Source organism: Cellulomonas cellasea (assembly GCF_030372105.1).
GTDB classification, from domain to species: Bacteria; Actinomycetota; Actinomycetes; order Actinomycetales; family Cellulomonadaceae; genus Cellulomonas_A; species Cellulomonas_A cellasea_A.
On record NZ_JAUDBQ010000019.1, the window covers coordinates 50,366 to 66,451 of the forward strand.

The following is a 16,086-nucleotide window of genomic DNA, read 5'->3' on the forward strand; positions in this document are numbered from 1 at the left end:
GCAAGGCCCCTGATCTGCGGAGACGCGAGATCAGGGGCCTTCGCCGTTCCCGGGCGGCGGCGCCGGGACGGAGGGGTCAGCGGGGGCCGAGGTAGGCCACGTCGCCGCTGCCCGATCGGATGACCACGGCCCGCCGCGCGGTGGGGTCGGTGGCGCCCTCGACGGTGGTCCGGCCGTCGCTGGTGAAGATGGTCAGCACCACCGGGTCGCCGGCGCCGCGCACCGTCACCGGGCCGTCGGACGTCGTCGCGGTCACGTCACCGCGCGCTCCCTCGACCTGCACGCTGCCGCTGCCCGAGTCGGCGTTCACGTTGCCGTCCACGGACTGCACGTGCACGGCCCCGTCGGACGTCTTCGCCTCCACGTCGCCCGCCACGTCCTCGACGCTGACGGCTCCCGAGCCCGAGGTCGCGCTGACCGCCCCACGGGAGGCGGTGACGGTGACGGCGCCGTCGAGGGTCCGGGCCTCGACCTGGCGTCCGCCGTCGACGAGCACCTTGCCCGAGCCGGAGCGTGCGAGCACGTCGCCCGTGACGTTCGCGACCTCGACGGCGCCGTCCGAGGTGGTCGCGGACAGGCTCCCGCGCACCCCGTCGATGAGCACCGCGCCGGAGCCGGTGGCGGCCAGCACGTCGCCGTCCACGTCGCTCACCTCGACGCGCCCGTCCCCGGTGCGGACCTCGACCGGCCCGGACACGTCGGAGACCGCCACCGCGCCGAACGTCGAGCGGACGATCACCGCGGTGCCTGCCGGGACTGTCACGTCGAGGCCCGCCTGGCAGCTGGTGCTCCCCCACCAGCGGTCGCACCGGTTCTCCACGACGAGCCGGCCCTTGCCGTTGGTCGATGTGAAGTCGCCTGTGTAGGTGCTGTCGCCGAAGCCGGTGCGGTTGCGCTCCGTCACCAGCACCGCGTCGTCCGCGCCGACGCTGACGGTGACCGGCCCGTCTGCCATCAGCTCGACAGTGCCGGCTGCGCCGTAGTCGTGGTCCTTGGTCTCGGGGCTCGTCGCGAACAGGTCGGCGGCCTGGAGGCCGCACCAGGCGATGAGCGCGGCGCCGAGCACGCCACCGGTCCACAGCAGAGCGCGCTGTGCCGGCCGCTGGCCGGGCCGCTCGTCAGGGCGCCCATGCTCGACGGGCGTCAGGGTGGGCGTGCTCATGAGAGTTCTCCTCGGTGGGGTGCGTGCTCCAGGTAGCGCAGCACGGCGAGCACCCTGCGGTGGTCGTCGGCGCCGGGCGTGAGCTCGAGCTTGGTCAGGATGGAGGTGACGTGCTTCTCGACGGCGGCGGTGCCGACCACGAGTCGTTCGGCGATGGCGGCGTTGGACCGCCCTTCCGCCATCAGGGCCAGGACCTCCCGCTCACGGGCGGTGAGGCGTTCCAGGACGGGGCGCCGGGCGCGGGCGAGGAGCTGGGCGACGACCTCGGGGTCGATCACCGTGCCTCCCCCGGCCACCCGCCCGACGGCGTCGAGCAGCTCGTCGACGTCCGCGATGCGGTCCTTGAGCAGGTAGCCGAGGGCCCGCACATCACCGGCGAACAGCTCGGACGCGTAGCGCTGCTCGACGTACTGGGACAGGACGAGCACCGGCAGGGTCGGGTGCACGCTGCGCAGGTGCACCGCGGCGCGCAGGCCCTCGTCGGTGTGCGTGGGGGGCATCCGGACGTCGGTCACCAGCAGGTCGGGCAGTGTGTGCCCGGGCCCGACGGGCCGGCCCAGGGCCGCCACCGCGTCGTCGGCGGTGCGATGGCCAGTGACCTCATGCCCCTCGGAGGTGAGCAGCCGCGTCAGGCCGTCGAGCAGCAGGACCGAGTCCTCGGCGATCACGATGCGCATGGGACCTCCACCACCAAACGTGTGCCGTGCCCCGCGGGGCTCTCCAGATGGAAGGTGCCGTCGAGGGCCTCGACCCGCCCGCGCAGGCCTTCCAGCCCGCTGCCGGGCAGCTCGACGGCGCCGCCGTGGCCGTCGTCGGCGATCTCCAGGCGCAGCATGTCGCCACTCACGCGCACGTCCAGGCGGACCAGGCTCGCGCCGGCGTGCCGGGCGGCGTTGGTCAGCGCCTCGGCGGTGACGAAGTAGGCGGCGGCCTGCGCGGCAGGCGTGCACGCCGCGAGCGCGTCGGTGTCGGGCACGTCCACCTCCACCGGCACGGGGCTGCGGGCCGCGAGCGCCGAGAGGGCCGCGTCGAGGCCGCGGTCGGTGAGGACTGCGGGGTGGATGCCACGCACCAGGTCGCGCAGCTCGGCGAGCACCTCCTTGACCTCGCGGTGCGCGTGGTCGATGGCGTCACGCGCCGCGTCGGGGTCGGCTGCGGCCGCGCGCTTGGCGGCGCCCAGCTCGACGCCGAGGGCCACGAGCCGCTGCTGCGCGCCGTCGTGCAGGTCGCGCTCAATGCGGCGCCGCTCGGTGTCGGCGGCGCCCACGGCACGGGTGCGCGTCTCGGTGAGGTGCTCGGCCCGGACCCGCGCCATCTCGACGCGCTCCTGGGCCGCGGCGGCCTCCTCCTGGGCGACGGCGGCCTGGGCGCGGGCCTCCTCGACCTCGCCGCGCCGGCCTGGGCCGAGCAGCGTCCGGGCGAGGCGCACGTGCACCAGGGCGAGCCCCTGCGTGGCCCATGACGTCGCCCAGACGCCGACGATGCCCACGGCGATCCACAGCATCGCCTGGCTCGACGAGAGCTCGGTGGCGGAGCGGTACACGGGCAGCGCGATCGCGGCGAGCGAGTAGCCGAGCCCGCCCCAGGCGACGATCACCTGGACGCACATCAGCACCATGCCCACGACGGCGTAGGCCACGGCCGACCATCGGCGCCCGTCGGTCAGCACCGTCAGCAGCCGCCCACGGCCGGGCTTGCTGGTCGCGGGGCGCCGCACGGGCGCGGCCACACGGACGCCGAGCTGGGCCTCGAGCCGGGCCCGCTCGACCGCCGCGAACGGGTCGGTGAGGACCAGTGACGCGGCGAGCAGCGGGAGGCCCACGCCAATGATCGACAGGGCCGCGAAGGTCGGCACCACCGACGCAGCGAGGACGCCCGCCACGGTGAGCACGAAGAAGCCGACGGTGAGCTGCGACACCGCGCGCCAGGTCGCCCCCGCCCACGGGGCGAGGATGAGCGCGTGCCCGCCGCGCAGGGCAGGGGCCACGTGGGCGAGGTCCTCGTCGATGCCCACTGCCTGGCTGGCGGGAGGGCGGGGTGGCGCCACAGGGGGCGCGGGCGCGGCGGTCCCTGGCCCGGGCCCGCCGGTGGGTGCGGCCTGCGCCGCGGTGGTCGTGTTCTCCATGTGGACGACGGTAGGGCCGCTGACCTGCGCAGTCCCAGCCTGCCCACCCCCGAGTCGGGGGTGGGGTTTCCCCTACCTGTGCCGGTGGGCATGCCGGTGGGTCGTCACACGCCGCAGGGGCCGGCCCTCGCGGACCGGCCCCTGCGGGTGGTGCTGATGACGCTGCGCTCAGCCGGGGGTCAGCTGCACGCGGCGCCGTTCACGGTGAACGCCGACGGCGCGGTGTTCACGCCGGTGTGCGAGCCGTTGAACCCGATGTCGACGCTCGCGCCCGCCGCCAGGTTGCCGTTCCAGGCGGCGTTGGCCGCGGTCACCTGCGTGCCGGACTGCGACCAGTTCGCACTCCAGCCCTGGGTGACCTTCTGGCCGGACGGGAACGCGAAGCCGAGCGTCCAGCCCGACAGCGCCGTCGTGCCCGTGTTGGTGACCTTCACCGACGCGGTGAACCCGGTGTTCCAGCTGTTGGCGGTGTACGTCACCTTGCAGCTAGAGGTCGGGGCGGTGGTCACCGTGGGCGTCGGGGTGGGCCCGGCGTTGGTGGTGACCGACAGGGCCGTGGACGGCGCCGAGATGTTCCCGGCCGCGTCCTTGGCCCGCACCGTGTACGAGTACGCCGTCGAGGCCGTCAGGCCCGTGTCGGTGTACGTCGTGCCCGTGGCCGTGCCCACCAGGGTGGTCCCCCGGTACACGTCGTACCCGGTGACGCCGACGGCGTCGGACGAGGCCGTCCAGGACAACGACACGCTCGTCGCGGTCTTCGACGGGGAGGTCAGGCCGGTCGGGACGGTCGGGGCCGTGGTGTCGCCGCCCGTCGCCGAGGTCGTGACCGCCAGGGCCGTGGACGGCGCCGAGATGTTCCCCGCCGCGTCCTTGGCCCGCACCGTGTACGAGTACGCCGTCGAGGCCGTCAGGCCCGTGTCGGTGTACGTCGTGCCCGTGGCCGTGCCCACCAGGGTGGTCCCCCGGTACACGTCGTACCCGGTGACGCCCACCGCGTCGGTGGACGCGGTCCAGGACAGCGACACGCTCGTCGCGGTCTTCGACGGCGAGGTCAGGCCCGTGGGGACCGTCGGCGCCGTGGTGTCAGGCGTGGTGGGCGTGCCCAGCAGCCGGTCGTAGTCGGCCATCGCCGTGGCGATCGCCGCCTGCGCCCAGAACCGGTGGTAGTTGAACTCCGGCGCCGGGCCGCCGTCCAGGTAGGCCTGGACCTTGGGCCAGTCCGGGTCGTTCTTGTACCAGGAGCGGATGTCCAGGAAGCTGACGCCCGGCTTGATGGCGTCGCCGTTGGGCATCTTCCCCGACCAGCCGGACGGCACGTAGACGCCGTCGCCGGTGGTGCCGGTCATGACGTCGTCGAACCGCTTGTAGTCCTCGCGGGTCTCCGTGGTGGAGATGCCCTTGTCGTCGCGGTTGTTCTCCCACATGACGTCGAGCAGGGCCTTGGCCGTGGACTTCGCGGCCGCGTCGCCCGACTTCGCGCCGTAGTAGGTGAGCAGCTTGGCGTAGTCGCCGGCGATGCCGACGTCCTGGCCCTTGTCGACGACCGTCACGTGCAGGCCGGCGTTGGTCCCGGGGCTCGTGGCGTTCCAGGTGTCCGGCTGGCCGGACCAGCCGAGCGTGGCCGGGATGGCCCACGTGCCGTTCGCGTTGACCTCCGTGTTCGCGATGGCCCACGGGACCCACTTGTCCAGCAGCTTCTTGGCCCGGGCGTCACCCGTCGCGTAGTAGAGCTCCGCGACGCGCTCCATCGACCACACCTGCATGCCGAACCACTGGTTGCTGGGCGGGTCGCTGTACACGGGCGCCACCTGGTAGCCCATGCCGTAGAACGTCGAGGTGCCGGCCGGCGGGGCGCCGTACCCGCCGCCCCAGCTGTTCGTCGCGCCACCGGCGATGCCGCCCTCGGCGGACTGCAGCCACTGGTAGAACTCGAGCTGGCGGTCCAGCGACTTGGACCAGTCGTCCTTGGCGGTGGGCGACTTCGGCGTCAGCACCGAGACGTTCGACAGAGCCCACGCCGACATCGGGTTCTGGTAGCCGAAGTGGCTGGTGCTCGAGCCGATGCGCCACGCCCACCCGGCGGAGGTGTCCGTCGCGCCGCCCCAGGCGTAGTACCAGGACTGCAGGTAGTGCGCGCTGTCCCGGCCAGTGCCCGCGGCGCAGCTCGGCGCCGTGCAGCCGATCTTCTTGAAGTACTTGTCGAACAGCGAGTACCGCAGGTAGTCGCCCATCTTGGCGGCCTTGGCCACCGTCGCGGCGATCTTCGACTCGTTGCCCTGCGCCTTGGCCCAGGTGTGCGCCCAGTACGCGGCCTCGATGGCGCGCGCGTCGGCGTCGGGGGCGTTGGTGTACTTCCACTGCTTGGCGTAGCTCGCGTCCTTGGTGAACAGGTCGAGGTAGCCGTTCGTCCCGCCGTACTTGAAGTTGTCGCAGGACGGCTGGGTGATGGTCTCCCAGACGGACTCCTGCGTGCCGCGCTGGAACGTGTTGATGTACGAGGTGCCCGTGGACGCGGGGCCCGTGTTGCAGCCGCCGCCCGGGCTGCCGCCGAAGCCGTACTTGTTGTCGACGTCCGCGATCCAGTGCATGCCGTACACGTCCGACGTGCCGTACGTGGACTTGAGCTCCGCGCCGATCGGGTCGACGCCGGAGGCCACGCCCGAGTTGATCTGGGACGGGTACTTGCTCGGGTGGTCGTACTCGGCGGCGTACGTCGCCGGCTTCGACGGGTCGTAGAACGAGTTCGTGGGCTGATCCGCGGCCTGCGGGATCATGTACTTCTCCATCGTGGTCCACGCGGCGTTGAACGGCTCCCAGTCACCGGTGACCTGGCCATAGCTCGCCTCGAGCCACATCCAGAAGCTGTACGCCTCCGAGGTGGTCTCGTGCCCGTAGTCGGGCGCCTCCACGATGAGCGTCTCGATCGAGTGGTACGGGATGCCCTGCGGGCTGAAGTAGCCGTTCGCGGGGTCGTGGATCTCGTTGTAGAGGTCCAGGAAGCGCTGTGCGTACTCGGTGGACGCGGTGGTCACCGCGGTTTTCACAGGCGCCGCGGCGACGACCGCGGCTGGTGCGGGTGGCGCCGCGAACGCGGGCCCGATCCCCGCCAAGGCGACGCACGACGCCGCGCCCACGGCGGCCAAGGCCAGCCAGGGCGAGCGTCGACGGGTGTGTCGAGACACGAGAGTTCCCTTTCTCCGGAGGACGCGCAGCCGCCCTCCGGAGGAAGGCCGGAGGGTGCGGACTGCGAGACACGCTGCCGACGCGCACGGGCGCGCGCCGGACGGACGAGCGCGATCTGCTGTGTCGTCCTGCGCGCCGGGCGGGGAGGGCAGCATCGCCAGGCCCGCTCCGGCGCGCCCAGCGGGCGACAGGACCCACCCTCAGCAGGCGGGCCCTGTCGCACTAGTGCGTGAAGCGTTTCGGGAACTCAGATGGGACTCAGGTGGGACTCAGGTGGGAACGTGCTGCCGGGCGGTCACGTCCAGCGGAACAGCTTCGCCGCGAGCGGCACCAGCAGCACCGTCCACCCCGCCATCACCGCCAGTTCGAGGGCCGGGAACGCCTGGCCGTACCAGCCGGCGGCCAGCGCCTGCGACGCGGCGCCCAGCGGCGTCCACTCGCTGATGGTCTGCACCACCTCCGGCATCAGCGGCAATGGCATCCACACGCCGGCGAAGAACAGCGACACGAAGTACACAGTCATGCCGATGCCCGTGGCGCCGCCCACCGAGCCGACCCGCGCCGCGATGAGGCAGCCCACCGCGAGCGACGCCGCCGCCGCGAGGACGAAGGCCAGCAGCACCACCAGCGGGTCGGCCGGCAGCGACACGTCGAGCACCGCGAAACCTGCGCCGACGGCCAGCCCGGCGGCGGCGATCAGCGTGGCGCCCAGCACCAGGAGCTGCGCGGTGAGCAGCCGCGACGCCGGCAGCGGGGTGGTGGCCAGCCGGCGCAGCACTCCCTTCTCCCGGTAGGCGACCACCACCGCCGGCAGCGTGGAGTACGCGACGGTGCCGATCGCGAGGGCCAGCACCGTCGGTGTGTAGCCGGTGATGCCGTTGATCTGGGACAGCACCGGGTCGCGGTCGTCGAAGGGCTGATCGGCCCACGGCATCAGGAGCCCGAGGGCCAGGAGCAGCACCACCGGGAACAGCAGGCTGAAGAACCACGCGGAGGGCTGGCGGGCGAACAGCCGCGCCTCCGTCATGGTGAGGCGGCCCAGGACCTGAGGGCTGGTGGCTGTGGCAGACATGTCAGACCTCCGACGGTGTGGTGGCGGGCGGTGTGGTGGCGTTCTTGGTGGCGCCGTTCTGAGCGGCGCCGTTCTCCGTCGCGTGGGCGCGGCCCGTGAGGGCCACGAAGGCGTCGTCCAGCGTGCCGCCCTCGACCCGCACCGTGTCGGCGGTGACGCCCCGGCCGGCGAGCTCGACCAGGACGTCCTGGACCACGGATCCCGTGCCGCGCACGTCGTACTCCCCGACCGGGTCGGGGCCCTGCGCCGAGGTGACGGTGGGCAGCGCCTCGATGACGCTCGCCGGCACCGGGGCCGACGCGCGGAACCGCAGGTGCTGGCCGCCGCTCGCCCGCTCGGCGACCTCGGCGGGTGTGCCGGTGGCGATCACGCGGCCCGCGTCGATGAGCACCACCCGGTCGCAGAGCCGCTCGGCCTCCTCCATGAAGTGGGTGACCAGCAGCACCGTGACGCCGCGGTCGCGGATGCGCTCGACGAGCCCCCAGGTGTCGCGTCGGGCTTGCGGGTCGAGGCCCGTGGTCAGCTCGTCGAGCACTGCGACCTGCGGGTTGCCGACGAGGGCCAGCGCCACCGACAGCCGCTGCTTCTGCCCGCCGGAGAGCTGCTCGAACCGGGCGTCGGCGCGCTCGGTCAGGCCCAGGTCGGCGAGCAGGGCGGCCGGGTCGGCAGGGTCGGCGTAGAACGACGCGTACAGGTCGAGGGCCTCGCGGACCTTGAGCTTGGCGGGCAGCTCGCTCTCCTGGAGCTGCATGCCGAGCACCTCCTTGACGCGCGCCTTGTCGGCCTGCGGGTCCAGGCCCAGCACCCGCACCCGCCCGGAGTCGGGCACGCGCAGGCCGGCCAGGCACTCCACGGTGGTGGTCTTGCCGGCGCCGTTCGGGCCGAGGATGCCCACGATCTCCCCGCGGGCGACGGTCAGGCTGACGTCCTCCACGGCCACCTTGCTGCCGTAGGCCTTGCGCAGGTGCTCCACCTGGATCACGGGTGTCGCTGACATGGCGGATCCTCTCGACGGGAGCCCAAGGGCTCGGCAGTGCTCGGGATTGCTCGAAGGTGACGGGGGCGGGCTCAGACGACTGGCTTGCCCAGGGGTGCGCCTCGGGTGAGCCGGTTGAAGACGGCTAGCAGGATCGCGATGAGGGCGACGGAGACCGCTGTGCGCAGCGCCAGGCCGGATGCGGTGTCGATGGCCCAGGTGTCCTCGCCCAGCACCGGGACGCCGAACGGGCCGATCGTCCCGGACAGGAGCTGGCCGGCGACGAGGATGGGCCCGACCGTGAGCGGCAGGGTCAACGTCCCCCACCAGCCGCCGACCCGGTAGTAGACGACGCCCACCAGCAGGCCGCTGGCGGTGGCCGCCGCGCCGGTGACCACGAGCGCGACCAACAGAGGCCCCACGTCGGTGGTGGACGAGACGAGGTCCAGCCCGCCGTCCGTGAGCGACTGCGTCCACCCCGCGGCGGCGTAGACGGCGCGCTCGACCTGCAGCAGCCCCACGAGCACCAGTGCGTTGGCCGCGGCCACGATCAGGCTCACCACCGCAGCGGCGGCGGCGAACGACCGCCGGGTCATGCCCGCCGCGACATGCGGGGTGAGGCCCGCGGCCACGATGAAGATCATCATCGAGAACGGGAACCACAGCGTGCCCTGCCGGGCGTACTGCATGATGCTGACCTCGACAGGGCCGAACCTGGAGGCGATCACGGTCGCGACGACCACGCCGGCCAGGATGATCGCCCAGAACCAGGCGCCGACGTAGAACTGCGCGGCGAGCTGGTGCCGGATCGTGCGGGCCAGCGGGCTGCGGCGCACGGGACGCGCGGCGGGGCGGGCGACGACGGCGCTCATCGGGGCACCTCGGATTTCCGGTCGGAGCCCGTGCCGCGCTGGGCGCGGTCGGTGGGCTCGGCAGTCAGGTGGACGAACAAGTCCTGGAGGTCGACGGGGCCGAGGTCGACGCCGAGCTCGCGCGCCTGGGCGACATCGCCGGGCCGAGGGTCGCCGAACAGGGTGAGCCGCAGCGTCGGGCCCAGCTCCTGGCGGCCGACCACGTCGCGCCCGACGGCGAACGCCGCGGCCTTCTCGGCGGGCCCGGTGACTGTGGTCCCCCGCGACCGCAGCTCGTCGGCGCCCTCGGCCAGCAGCACCGTGCCGTCCTGCAGGATGACGACGTCCTCGAACAGCCTGTCGATCTCGTCGATGAGGTGGCTCGAGAGCACGATGGTGCGCGGGTGCTCCAGGTAGTCGGCGAGCAGCGCGTCGTAGAAGGCGTACCGGGACGGGGCGTCCATCCCCAGGTAGACCTCGTCGAGCATGGTCAGCTCGGTGCGGGCGGCGATGCCCAGGGATGCGCTCATCGCCGACTTCTGCCCGCGCGAGAGCGCCGTCCGCTTGGCGCGCGGGTTGAGCTTGAAGGTGTCGAGGAGCCGCTCCGCGAGGTCGCGGTCGAAGTGCGGCCTGCTGCCCGCCAGGTAGTCGATCGACGCGCTGATGCGGTCGTCGAGCCAGTCGCCGCCCTCGCGGACGAGTCCGATGCCCGCCATCACGCGGGGGTTCTCCCAGGGGTCCTCGCCGTCGACGAGCACACTCCCGGACGTCGGGCGCCGGAAGGCCGCCAGCACCGACAGCAGCGTCGTCTTGCCGGAGCCGTTGCGGCCCAGCAGGCCCGTGATCGTCCCGGGGTTGATGTCGAGGCTCACGCGGTCGAGGGCCGTCTCGCTGCCGTAGCGGACGGTCAGGTCGCGGACCTGGACGCCGAAGCCGCTCATGACTCTCCTCCGGGGGTGCTCTCGTCTGTGGTGGCGCTCTCGTCGGGCGCGGGCTGCGCGGCGGCGTCGAGCCGGATCCGGGCGATGACGTCCTCGAGGTCGATGCCGAGCCGGCGGGCCTCCTGGACGGCGGGGTCGAGCACATCGGCGAAGAACCGCTCCCGGCCTCGCGCGGCGAGGGCTGCCCGGGCGCCGGTGGCGACGAACATCCCGACGCCGCGCCGCTTGTAGAGGACTCCCTCATCGACGAGCTCGGCGAAGGCCTTGGCGGCGGTGGCGGGGTTGATGCGGTAGGTCGTGGCGTACTGGGTCGTCGACATGACCTGGTCCTCCTCCTTCAGCGCGCCATCGAGGATGTCGTCGCGGATCTGGTCGGCGATCTGCAGGTAGATGGGGTCCCGGCCGTCGAAGATGGCGTTCACCCCTCTCGTTCGTTCGTTGGTTCGTTACTCCACTAATGAACCACAGCACGTGCGGAGGCGCAAGAGGGTTGCCCTCGCGCCCGCGCGTCCACCAGGCTTCGACGATGCGCGCCTGGCAGCACACGGACCCCGTCGAGGAGATCCCGCTGCTGGGCGGCGACGTGACGGTCGGCGTCGTCCGCGCTGGCGACACCGTGCGCAGGCCGCTCGGGCCACACTCCCCGCTGGTGCACGCGCTGCTGCGCCACCTCGAACAGGTCGGCTTCGACGGCGCCCCACGACTCCTCGGCGTCGACGAGCAGGGCCGGGAGGTCCTCACCTTCATCGAGGGCGAGGTCGCCGGGCGGCCCCGGCCCCGCTGGGCGGCCGACGAGGACCGGCTCCGGTCCGTCGCACGCCTGCTGCGCCACTACGACGACGCGATAGCCGGGTTCATCCCCCCACCCGGATCCGTGCTCGATGGGCCCGCCATCGAGCACCCGGACGTGCGAGCCGCCACGCTCGACCCGCCTGAGCTGGTGGGGCACATGGACGTCACGCCTGAGAACGTCGTGTTCCGCGACGGCAGGGCAGTCGCCCTGATCGACTTCGACCTCGCGAGACCCGCCACCCGGCTCGACGAGGTCGTCAACGCCCTCACGCACTGGGCGCCGCTCGCGGACCCCCACGACCGCGACCCGCAGCTGGCCGACGCCGACGTGCCGCGCCGCTGCCGGGTGTTCGCCGACGCCTACGGGCTGGGCCTCGACGCCCGCGCCCGACTGGTTGACGTCACAGTGCTGCGGTCCCGGCGTTCGTGGCACGTCATGCGCCACCGGGCCGAGGCAGACGGCGGCGGATGGGCGCGCATGTGGGCCGACGGGGTCGGCGACGTGATCCGCCGCCGCGAGGCGTGGCTCGTCGAGCACGGGCCGGCGATCACGGCCGCACTACTCGCCTGAACAGGCCTGAACGCAGAACGGCCCCGGCGCCCTGAGTCGGGTGTCGGGGCCGTTCGACTGACGTTCCTCAGGCGGAGACGCCCTCCGCCAGGCGGTCGGCGGCGATGAGCTCGGCGATCTGCACGGCGTTGAGCGCCGCGCCCTTGCGCAGGTTGTCGTTGCTGATGAACAACGCGAGGCCGCGGTCGTCCGGGACGCCCGGGTCCTGGCGGATCCGGCCCACCAGCGACGTGTCGCCACCGGCGGCGGCCAACGGCGTCGGCACCCCGGCCAGCTCGACGCCCGGCGCGTGGAGCAGCAGCTCCTGGGCGCGGGCGACGGTCAGCGGCGCGTCGAACTCGACGTTGACCGACAGCGAGTGGCCCGTGAACACCGGCACCCGCACGCACGTGCCCGAGACGAGCAGCTCGGGCAGGCCCAGGATCTTGCGGGACTCGTTGCGGAGCTTCTGCTCCTCGTCGGTCTCGAGGGACCCGTCGTCGACCAGGTTGCCCGCGAGCGCGACCACGTTGAACGCGATCGGCGCGACGTACTTCTCGGGCGCGGGCAGCTCCAGCGCGGAGCCGTCGTGCACCAGCGCCAGGGTGTCCTGCTCCACGGCGGCACGGACCTGGCCGTCGAGCTCGGCGGCGCCGGCGAGCCCGGAGCCGGAGACCGCCTGGTACGTCGAGACGATCATGCGGCGCAGCCCGGCCTCGTCATGCAGCACCTTGAGCACCGGCATCGCGGCCATCGTGGTGCAGTTCGGGTTCGCGATGATGCCCTTGGACGCCTCGCGCACCGCCTCGGGGTTGACCTCCGAGACGACCAGCGGAACGTCGGGGTCCATGCGCCACGCCGACGAGTTGTCGATGACCGTCACGCCGGCGGCGGCGAACCGCGGCCCCTGGGCCTTTGACGTGGCTCCACCGGCGGAGAACAGCGCGATGTCCAGCCCCGAGGGGTCGGCGGTGGCGGCGTCCTCGACGACGACCTCCGTGCCCTTCCACGGCAGGGTGGTGCCCGCCGAGCGGGCCGACGCGAAGAACCGGATCTCAGCGACCGGGAAGTCGCGCTCCTCGAGCAGCCGGCGCATCACGGCGCCCACCTGCCCTGTCGCGCCGACGACTCCGACCCGCAAACCTGCTGCCATGACTAACGCCCCGTCCCGCCGTAGACCACGGCCTCGTCTTCGGTGCTGTCCAGATCGAACGCCGTGTGCACCGCACGCACGGCATCTGCCAGTTGGTCGGACCGCGTGACCACGGAGATGCGGATCTCCGAGGTGGAGATCATCTCGATGTTGATGCCCGCTGCGGAGAGCGCGGCGAACAGCCGCGCGGAGACCCCCGGGTGCGACTTCATGCCCGCGCCGATCAGCGAGAGCTTGCCGATCGTGTCGTCGTACTGCAGCGACTCGAACCCGATGTCGCCCTGGTTCTCGCTGAGCGCGGTCATCGCCACGGTCCCGTCCGTCGCCGGCAGCGTGAACGAGATGTCCGTCAGGCCCGTCGCGGCGGCCGAGACGTTCTGCACGATCATGTCGATGTTCGCGCCGGACCCGGCGACGACCTCGAAGATGTGCGCGGCGGTGCCCGGCACGTCCGGCACCCCCACGACGGTGATCTTGGCCTCGCTGCTGTCGTGCGCGACCCCCGCGATGATCGGCTGCTCCATCACGTCTGCTCCCTCGTCGGCGCCCTCGGCGGGCTCGTAGTTCATGACCATCGTCCCGGGGTGCGCGGAGAACGAGGAGCGCACGTGGATCGGGACGTTGTACCGGCGGGCGTACTCGACACAGCGCAGCACGAGCACCTTGGCGCCGCTCGCCGCCATCTCGAGCATCTCGTCGTAGTTGATCCGGTCGAGCTTGCGCGCTGTCGGCACGATGCGCGGGTCGGCGGTGAAGACCCCGTCGACGTCGCTGTAGATCTCGCACACGTCGGCGTTGAGCGCTGCCGCGAGCGCCACGGCCGTGGTGTCGGAGCCGCCACGGCCGAGGGTCGTCACGTCGTTGGTGTGCTGGGTGACGCCCTGGAAGCCCGCGACGATCGCCACGGCGCCGTCGTCGACAGCGGCCTGGATGCGGCTGGGCGTCACGTCGATGATGCGGGCCTTGCCGTGCACGTCGTCGGTGATGACCCCGGCCTGCTGGCCCGTGAACGAGCGCGCCTCGACGCCCAGGTTCGCGATGGCCATGGCGAGCAGCGACATGGAGATGCGCTCGCCTGCGGTCAGCAGGATGTCCATCTCGCGCGACGGCGGCAGCGGCGTGATCTCGTTGGCCAGGTCGATCAGCTCGTCGGTGGTGTCGCCCATGGCCGAGACGACCACGACCACGTCGTTCCCGGCACGCTTGGACTCGGCGATGCGCTTCGCCACGCGCTTGACGCCGGTGGCGTCTGCGACGGACGAACCACCGTACTTCTGCACGATCAGGGCCACGTTGGTGTCTCCGGACAGGGGGTCGAACGGGTCGTGCTCACGGACCCGTCGAGTCTAGGACGGCCCAGACGTCGGACTCCCCCAGGTTCGCATGGCGGACTGACCGGTCAGCCCAGCAGATCGGCGGTCAACTTCACGATCAGCGCGCCCACCACCGCCACGAACACCACGCGCACGAAAGCGCTGCCCCGGGCGACGGCCATCCGGGCGCCCGTGTACGCGCCCGCGATGTTCGCGACGCCCATCACCAGGCCCAGCGCCCACAGCGGCGCCCCCTGCAGCGTGAACACGATCAGCGCGCCGAGGTTGGTGGCGGCGTTGACGATCTTGGCCTGCGCCGACGCCTCGAGGAACCCGTACCCGAGCACGCTCACCAGGCTGATCACCAGGAACGACCCGGTGCCCGGCCCCAGCAGCCCGTCGTAGACGCCGATCACCGCGCCCAGACCGAGCGCCACCAGCAGGTGCCGGCGACCCCGCCACCGCAACTCGGTGGCCCTGCCCACCTGCGGCCGCGCCACGGTGTAGACGGCCACCGTCACCAGGGCCACCAGGATCACCGGCTGGAACACGCCCTCCGGGAGCGCCCCGGCGAGCGCCGCGCCACCGCCAGCCCCCACCAGGGCCGTGAGCGCCATCGGGCCGGCCGTGGCCAGCCCCGGCTGCACCCGCCGGTAGAACGTCGCCGCGCTGACTGACGTGCCGAGGATGCCCGCGACCTTGTTCGTCGCCAGGGCCTGCACCGGCGAGATGCCGGGCACGAGCAGCAGCGCGGGGAGCTGCAGCAGCCCGCCTCCGCCGACGACCGCGTCAACCCACCCGGCGGCGAACGCGGCCAGCACCAACAGCGCCAACGTGGCGGCGGTCAGCTCGAGGCCCGAGATCGTCATGGTTCGCCACCGTATCTGTCACATCCTCCCCGCAGGATTCACCGGACGCGACGACCGCGGGCCCCTAGCCTGGGCAGATGCCTCCCACCGTCGAGAGCACCGCCACCCCCGGGCCGGTCCCGGGCGCCTCCCCGGCCGACCACGCGGGGATCGTCGTGCGGGGAGTCGCCCGCTCGTTCGGCGCCGTCCGCGCCCTCGATGGCGTCGACCTCGACGCCCGCCCGGGGCGCGTCACGGCGCTCATCGGGCCCAACGGCTCCGGCAAGACGACGCTGCTGCTGGTGCTCGCCGGGCTGCTGGTGCCCGATGCGGGCCACGTGCGCGTCGGCGGCCATGACCCCGTGACCGACGGCGGCGCCGCCCGGGCCCTCACCGGCTGGATGCCCGACGCGTTCGGCACCTGGGACTCGCTCACCGCCCGCGAGGTGCTGACCACCTACGCCGCGGCCTACCGGTTGCCCCGCGACAGCGCGCAGGCCCGGGTCGCGGAGCTCCTCGAGACCGTGCACCTGGCCGAGTACGCCGACCGCCCGGCGAGCGTCCTGTCGCGCGGTCAGAAGCAGCGGCTGGGCCTCGCCCGGGCGCTCGTGCACTCCCCGAAGGTGCTGCTGCTCGACGAGCCGGCCAGCGGCCTCGACCCCCGATCGCGCGTGGACCTGCGCGTGCTCCTGCGGTCGCTCGCCGAGCAGGGCTGCACCGTGCTCGTCTCAAGCCACGTGCTGTCCGAGCTCGACGAGCTCGTCGACGACGCGGTGTTCCTCTCCCGTGGGCGCACCGTCACCCCACAGGCCCTCGCGGGCCGCGCGCCCGCACAGCGCACCTGGCGGCTGCGGTCGCTGTCCTACGGCGCGCTCACCCGCTGGCTCGCGTCCACGGGCTCGGCATGGCAGCCCGACGACGACGCGCCACCACCGGGCTCGCCCGATGACGCGCCCGGCGGCGTGCTGCTCGCCGTCGGCGGTGACGCGGGCGCAGCCCAACTGGTGCGCGACGCCGTCGGCGCCGGGGTGCCCGTCACGTCGCTGGCGCCCGTGGGCGGCGAGCTCGAGCAGGCCTACCTGACCCTCGACGAGGAGCGGCGATGAGCACCATCACGCAT

Annotated in this window: 14 protein-coding genes; 2 read left to right on the forward strand and 12 right to left on the reverse strand. The window is 72.7% G+C overall.

Going from position 1 to position 16,086, the window contains the following annotated elements; translation table 11 throughout:
* Window positions 1–76: 76 nt before the first annotated feature.
* The 9 genes from QUV83_RS15910 to QUV83_RS15950 all read right to left on the reverse strand — a co-directional run bounded on the left by QUV83_RS15910 (window position 77) and on the right by QUV83_RS15950 (window position 10,723).
* On the reverse strand, window positions 77–1,162 hold the full coding sequence (locus QUV83_RS15910) for a DUF4097 family beta strand repeat-containing protein (protein ID WP_289565903.1): 1,086 nt from the start codon (window positions 1,160–1,162) through the stop codon (window positions 77–79).
* On the reverse strand, window positions 1,159–1,839 hold the full coding sequence (locus tag QUV83_RS15915) for a response regulator transcription factor (protein WP_289565904.1): 681 nt from the start codon (window positions 1,837–1,839) through the stop codon (window positions 1,159–1,161). The genes QUV83_RS15910 and QUV83_RS15915 overlap by 4 nt, the downstream gene beginning before the upstream one ends.
* On the reverse strand, window positions 1,827–3,287 hold the full coding sequence (locus QUV83_RS15920; RefSeq protein ID WP_289565905.1) for a sensor histidine kinase: 1,461 nt from the start codon (window positions 3,285–3,287) through the stop codon (window positions 1,827–1,829). Before QUV83_RS15920 ends, QUV83_RS15915 begins: the two co-directional genes overlap by 13 nt.
* Before the next feature lie 179 nt (window positions 3,288–3,466).
* Window positions 3,467–6,469 (reverse strand): glycoside hydrolase family 48 protein, encoded by a 3,003-nt coding sequence (locus QUV83_RS15925; RefSeq protein ID WP_289565906.1) that lies wholly within the window; start codon window positions 6,467–6,469, stop codon window positions 3,467–3,469.
* A gap of 296 nt (window positions 6,470–6,765) precedes the next feature.
* Entirely contained in the window at window positions 6,766–7,542 is a 777-nt protein-coding gene (locus QUV83_RS15930) for an ABC transporter permease (protein ID WP_289565907.1), read from the reverse strand.
* Window position 7,543: 1 nt separating this feature from the next.
* The gene (locus QUV83_RS15935; protein WP_289565908.1) at window positions 7,544–8,539 is read right to left on the reverse strand and encodes an ABC transporter ATP-binding protein; all 996 of its coding nucleotides are present in this window, start codon (window positions 8,537–8,539) and stop codon (window positions 7,544–7,546) included.
* 71 nt (window positions 8,540–8,610) lie between these two features.
* On the reverse strand, window positions 8,611–9,390 hold the full coding sequence (locus tag QUV83_RS15940) for a hypothetical protein (RefSeq protein ID WP_289565909.1): 780 nt from the start codon (window positions 9,388–9,390) through the stop codon (window positions 8,611–8,613).
* Window positions 9,387–10,310 carry an ATP-binding cassette domain-containing protein gene (locus QUV83_RS15945; protein WP_289565910.1) on the reverse strand — a complete coding sequence of 308 codons (924 nt, stop codon included), beginning with the start codon at window positions 10,308–10,310 and terminating at the stop codon, window positions 9,387–9,389. The genes QUV83_RS15940 and QUV83_RS15945 overlap by 4 nt, the downstream gene beginning before the upstream one ends.
* Complete coding sequence (locus tag QUV83_RS15950; RefSeq protein WP_289565918.1) at window positions 10,307–10,723, reverse strand: GntR family transcriptional regulator; 417 nt, start codon at window positions 10,721–10,723, stop codon at window positions 10,307–10,309. Before QUV83_RS15950 ends, QUV83_RS15945 begins: the two co-directional genes overlap by 4 nt.
* 113 nt (window positions 10,724–10,836) lie before the next feature.
* Here QUV83_RS15950 and QUV83_RS15955 point away from each other — a divergent pair, with 113 nt between their 5' ends.
* Complete coding sequence (locus QUV83_RS15955; RefSeq protein ID WP_066584126.1) at window positions 10,837–11,673, forward strand: phosphotransferase; 837 nt, start codon at window positions 10,837–10,839, stop codon at window positions 11,671–11,673.
* 67 nt (window positions 11,674–11,740) lie between these two features.
* Here the strand turns inward: QUV83_RS15955 and QUV83_RS15960 are convergent, their stop codons facing one another.
* From QUV83_RS15960 to QUV83_RS15970, 3 genes are all read right to left on the reverse strand, one after another.
* On the reverse strand, window positions 11,741–12,805 hold the full coding sequence (locus QUV83_RS15960; protein WP_289565911.1) for an aspartate-semialdehyde dehydrogenase: 1,065 nt from the start codon (window positions 12,803–12,805) through the stop codon (window positions 11,741–11,743).
* 2 nt (window positions 12,806–12,807) lie between these two features.
* Complete coding sequence (locus QUV83_RS15965) at window positions 12,808–14,097, reverse strand: aspartate kinase (protein WP_289565912.1); 1,290 nt, start codon at window positions 14,095–14,097, stop codon at window positions 12,808–12,810.
* A gap of 107 nt (window positions 14,098–14,204) precedes the next feature.
* Complete coding sequence (locus QUV83_RS15970; RefSeq protein WP_289565913.1) at window positions 14,205–14,987, reverse strand: sulfite exporter TauE/SafE family protein; 783 nt, start codon at window positions 14,985–14,987, stop codon at window positions 14,205–14,207.
* A gap of 77 nt (window positions 14,988–15,064) precedes the next feature.
* On the opposite strand from QUV83_RS15970, the gene QUV83_RS15975 reads away from it, so the two are divergent.
* Window positions 15,065–16,072 (forward strand): ABC transporter ATP-binding protein, encoded by a 1,008-nt coding sequence (locus QUV83_RS15975; RefSeq protein WP_289565914.1) that lies wholly within the window; start codon window positions 15,065–15,067, stop codon window positions 16,070–16,072.
* Window positions 16,073–16,086 lie beyond the last annotated feature (14 nt).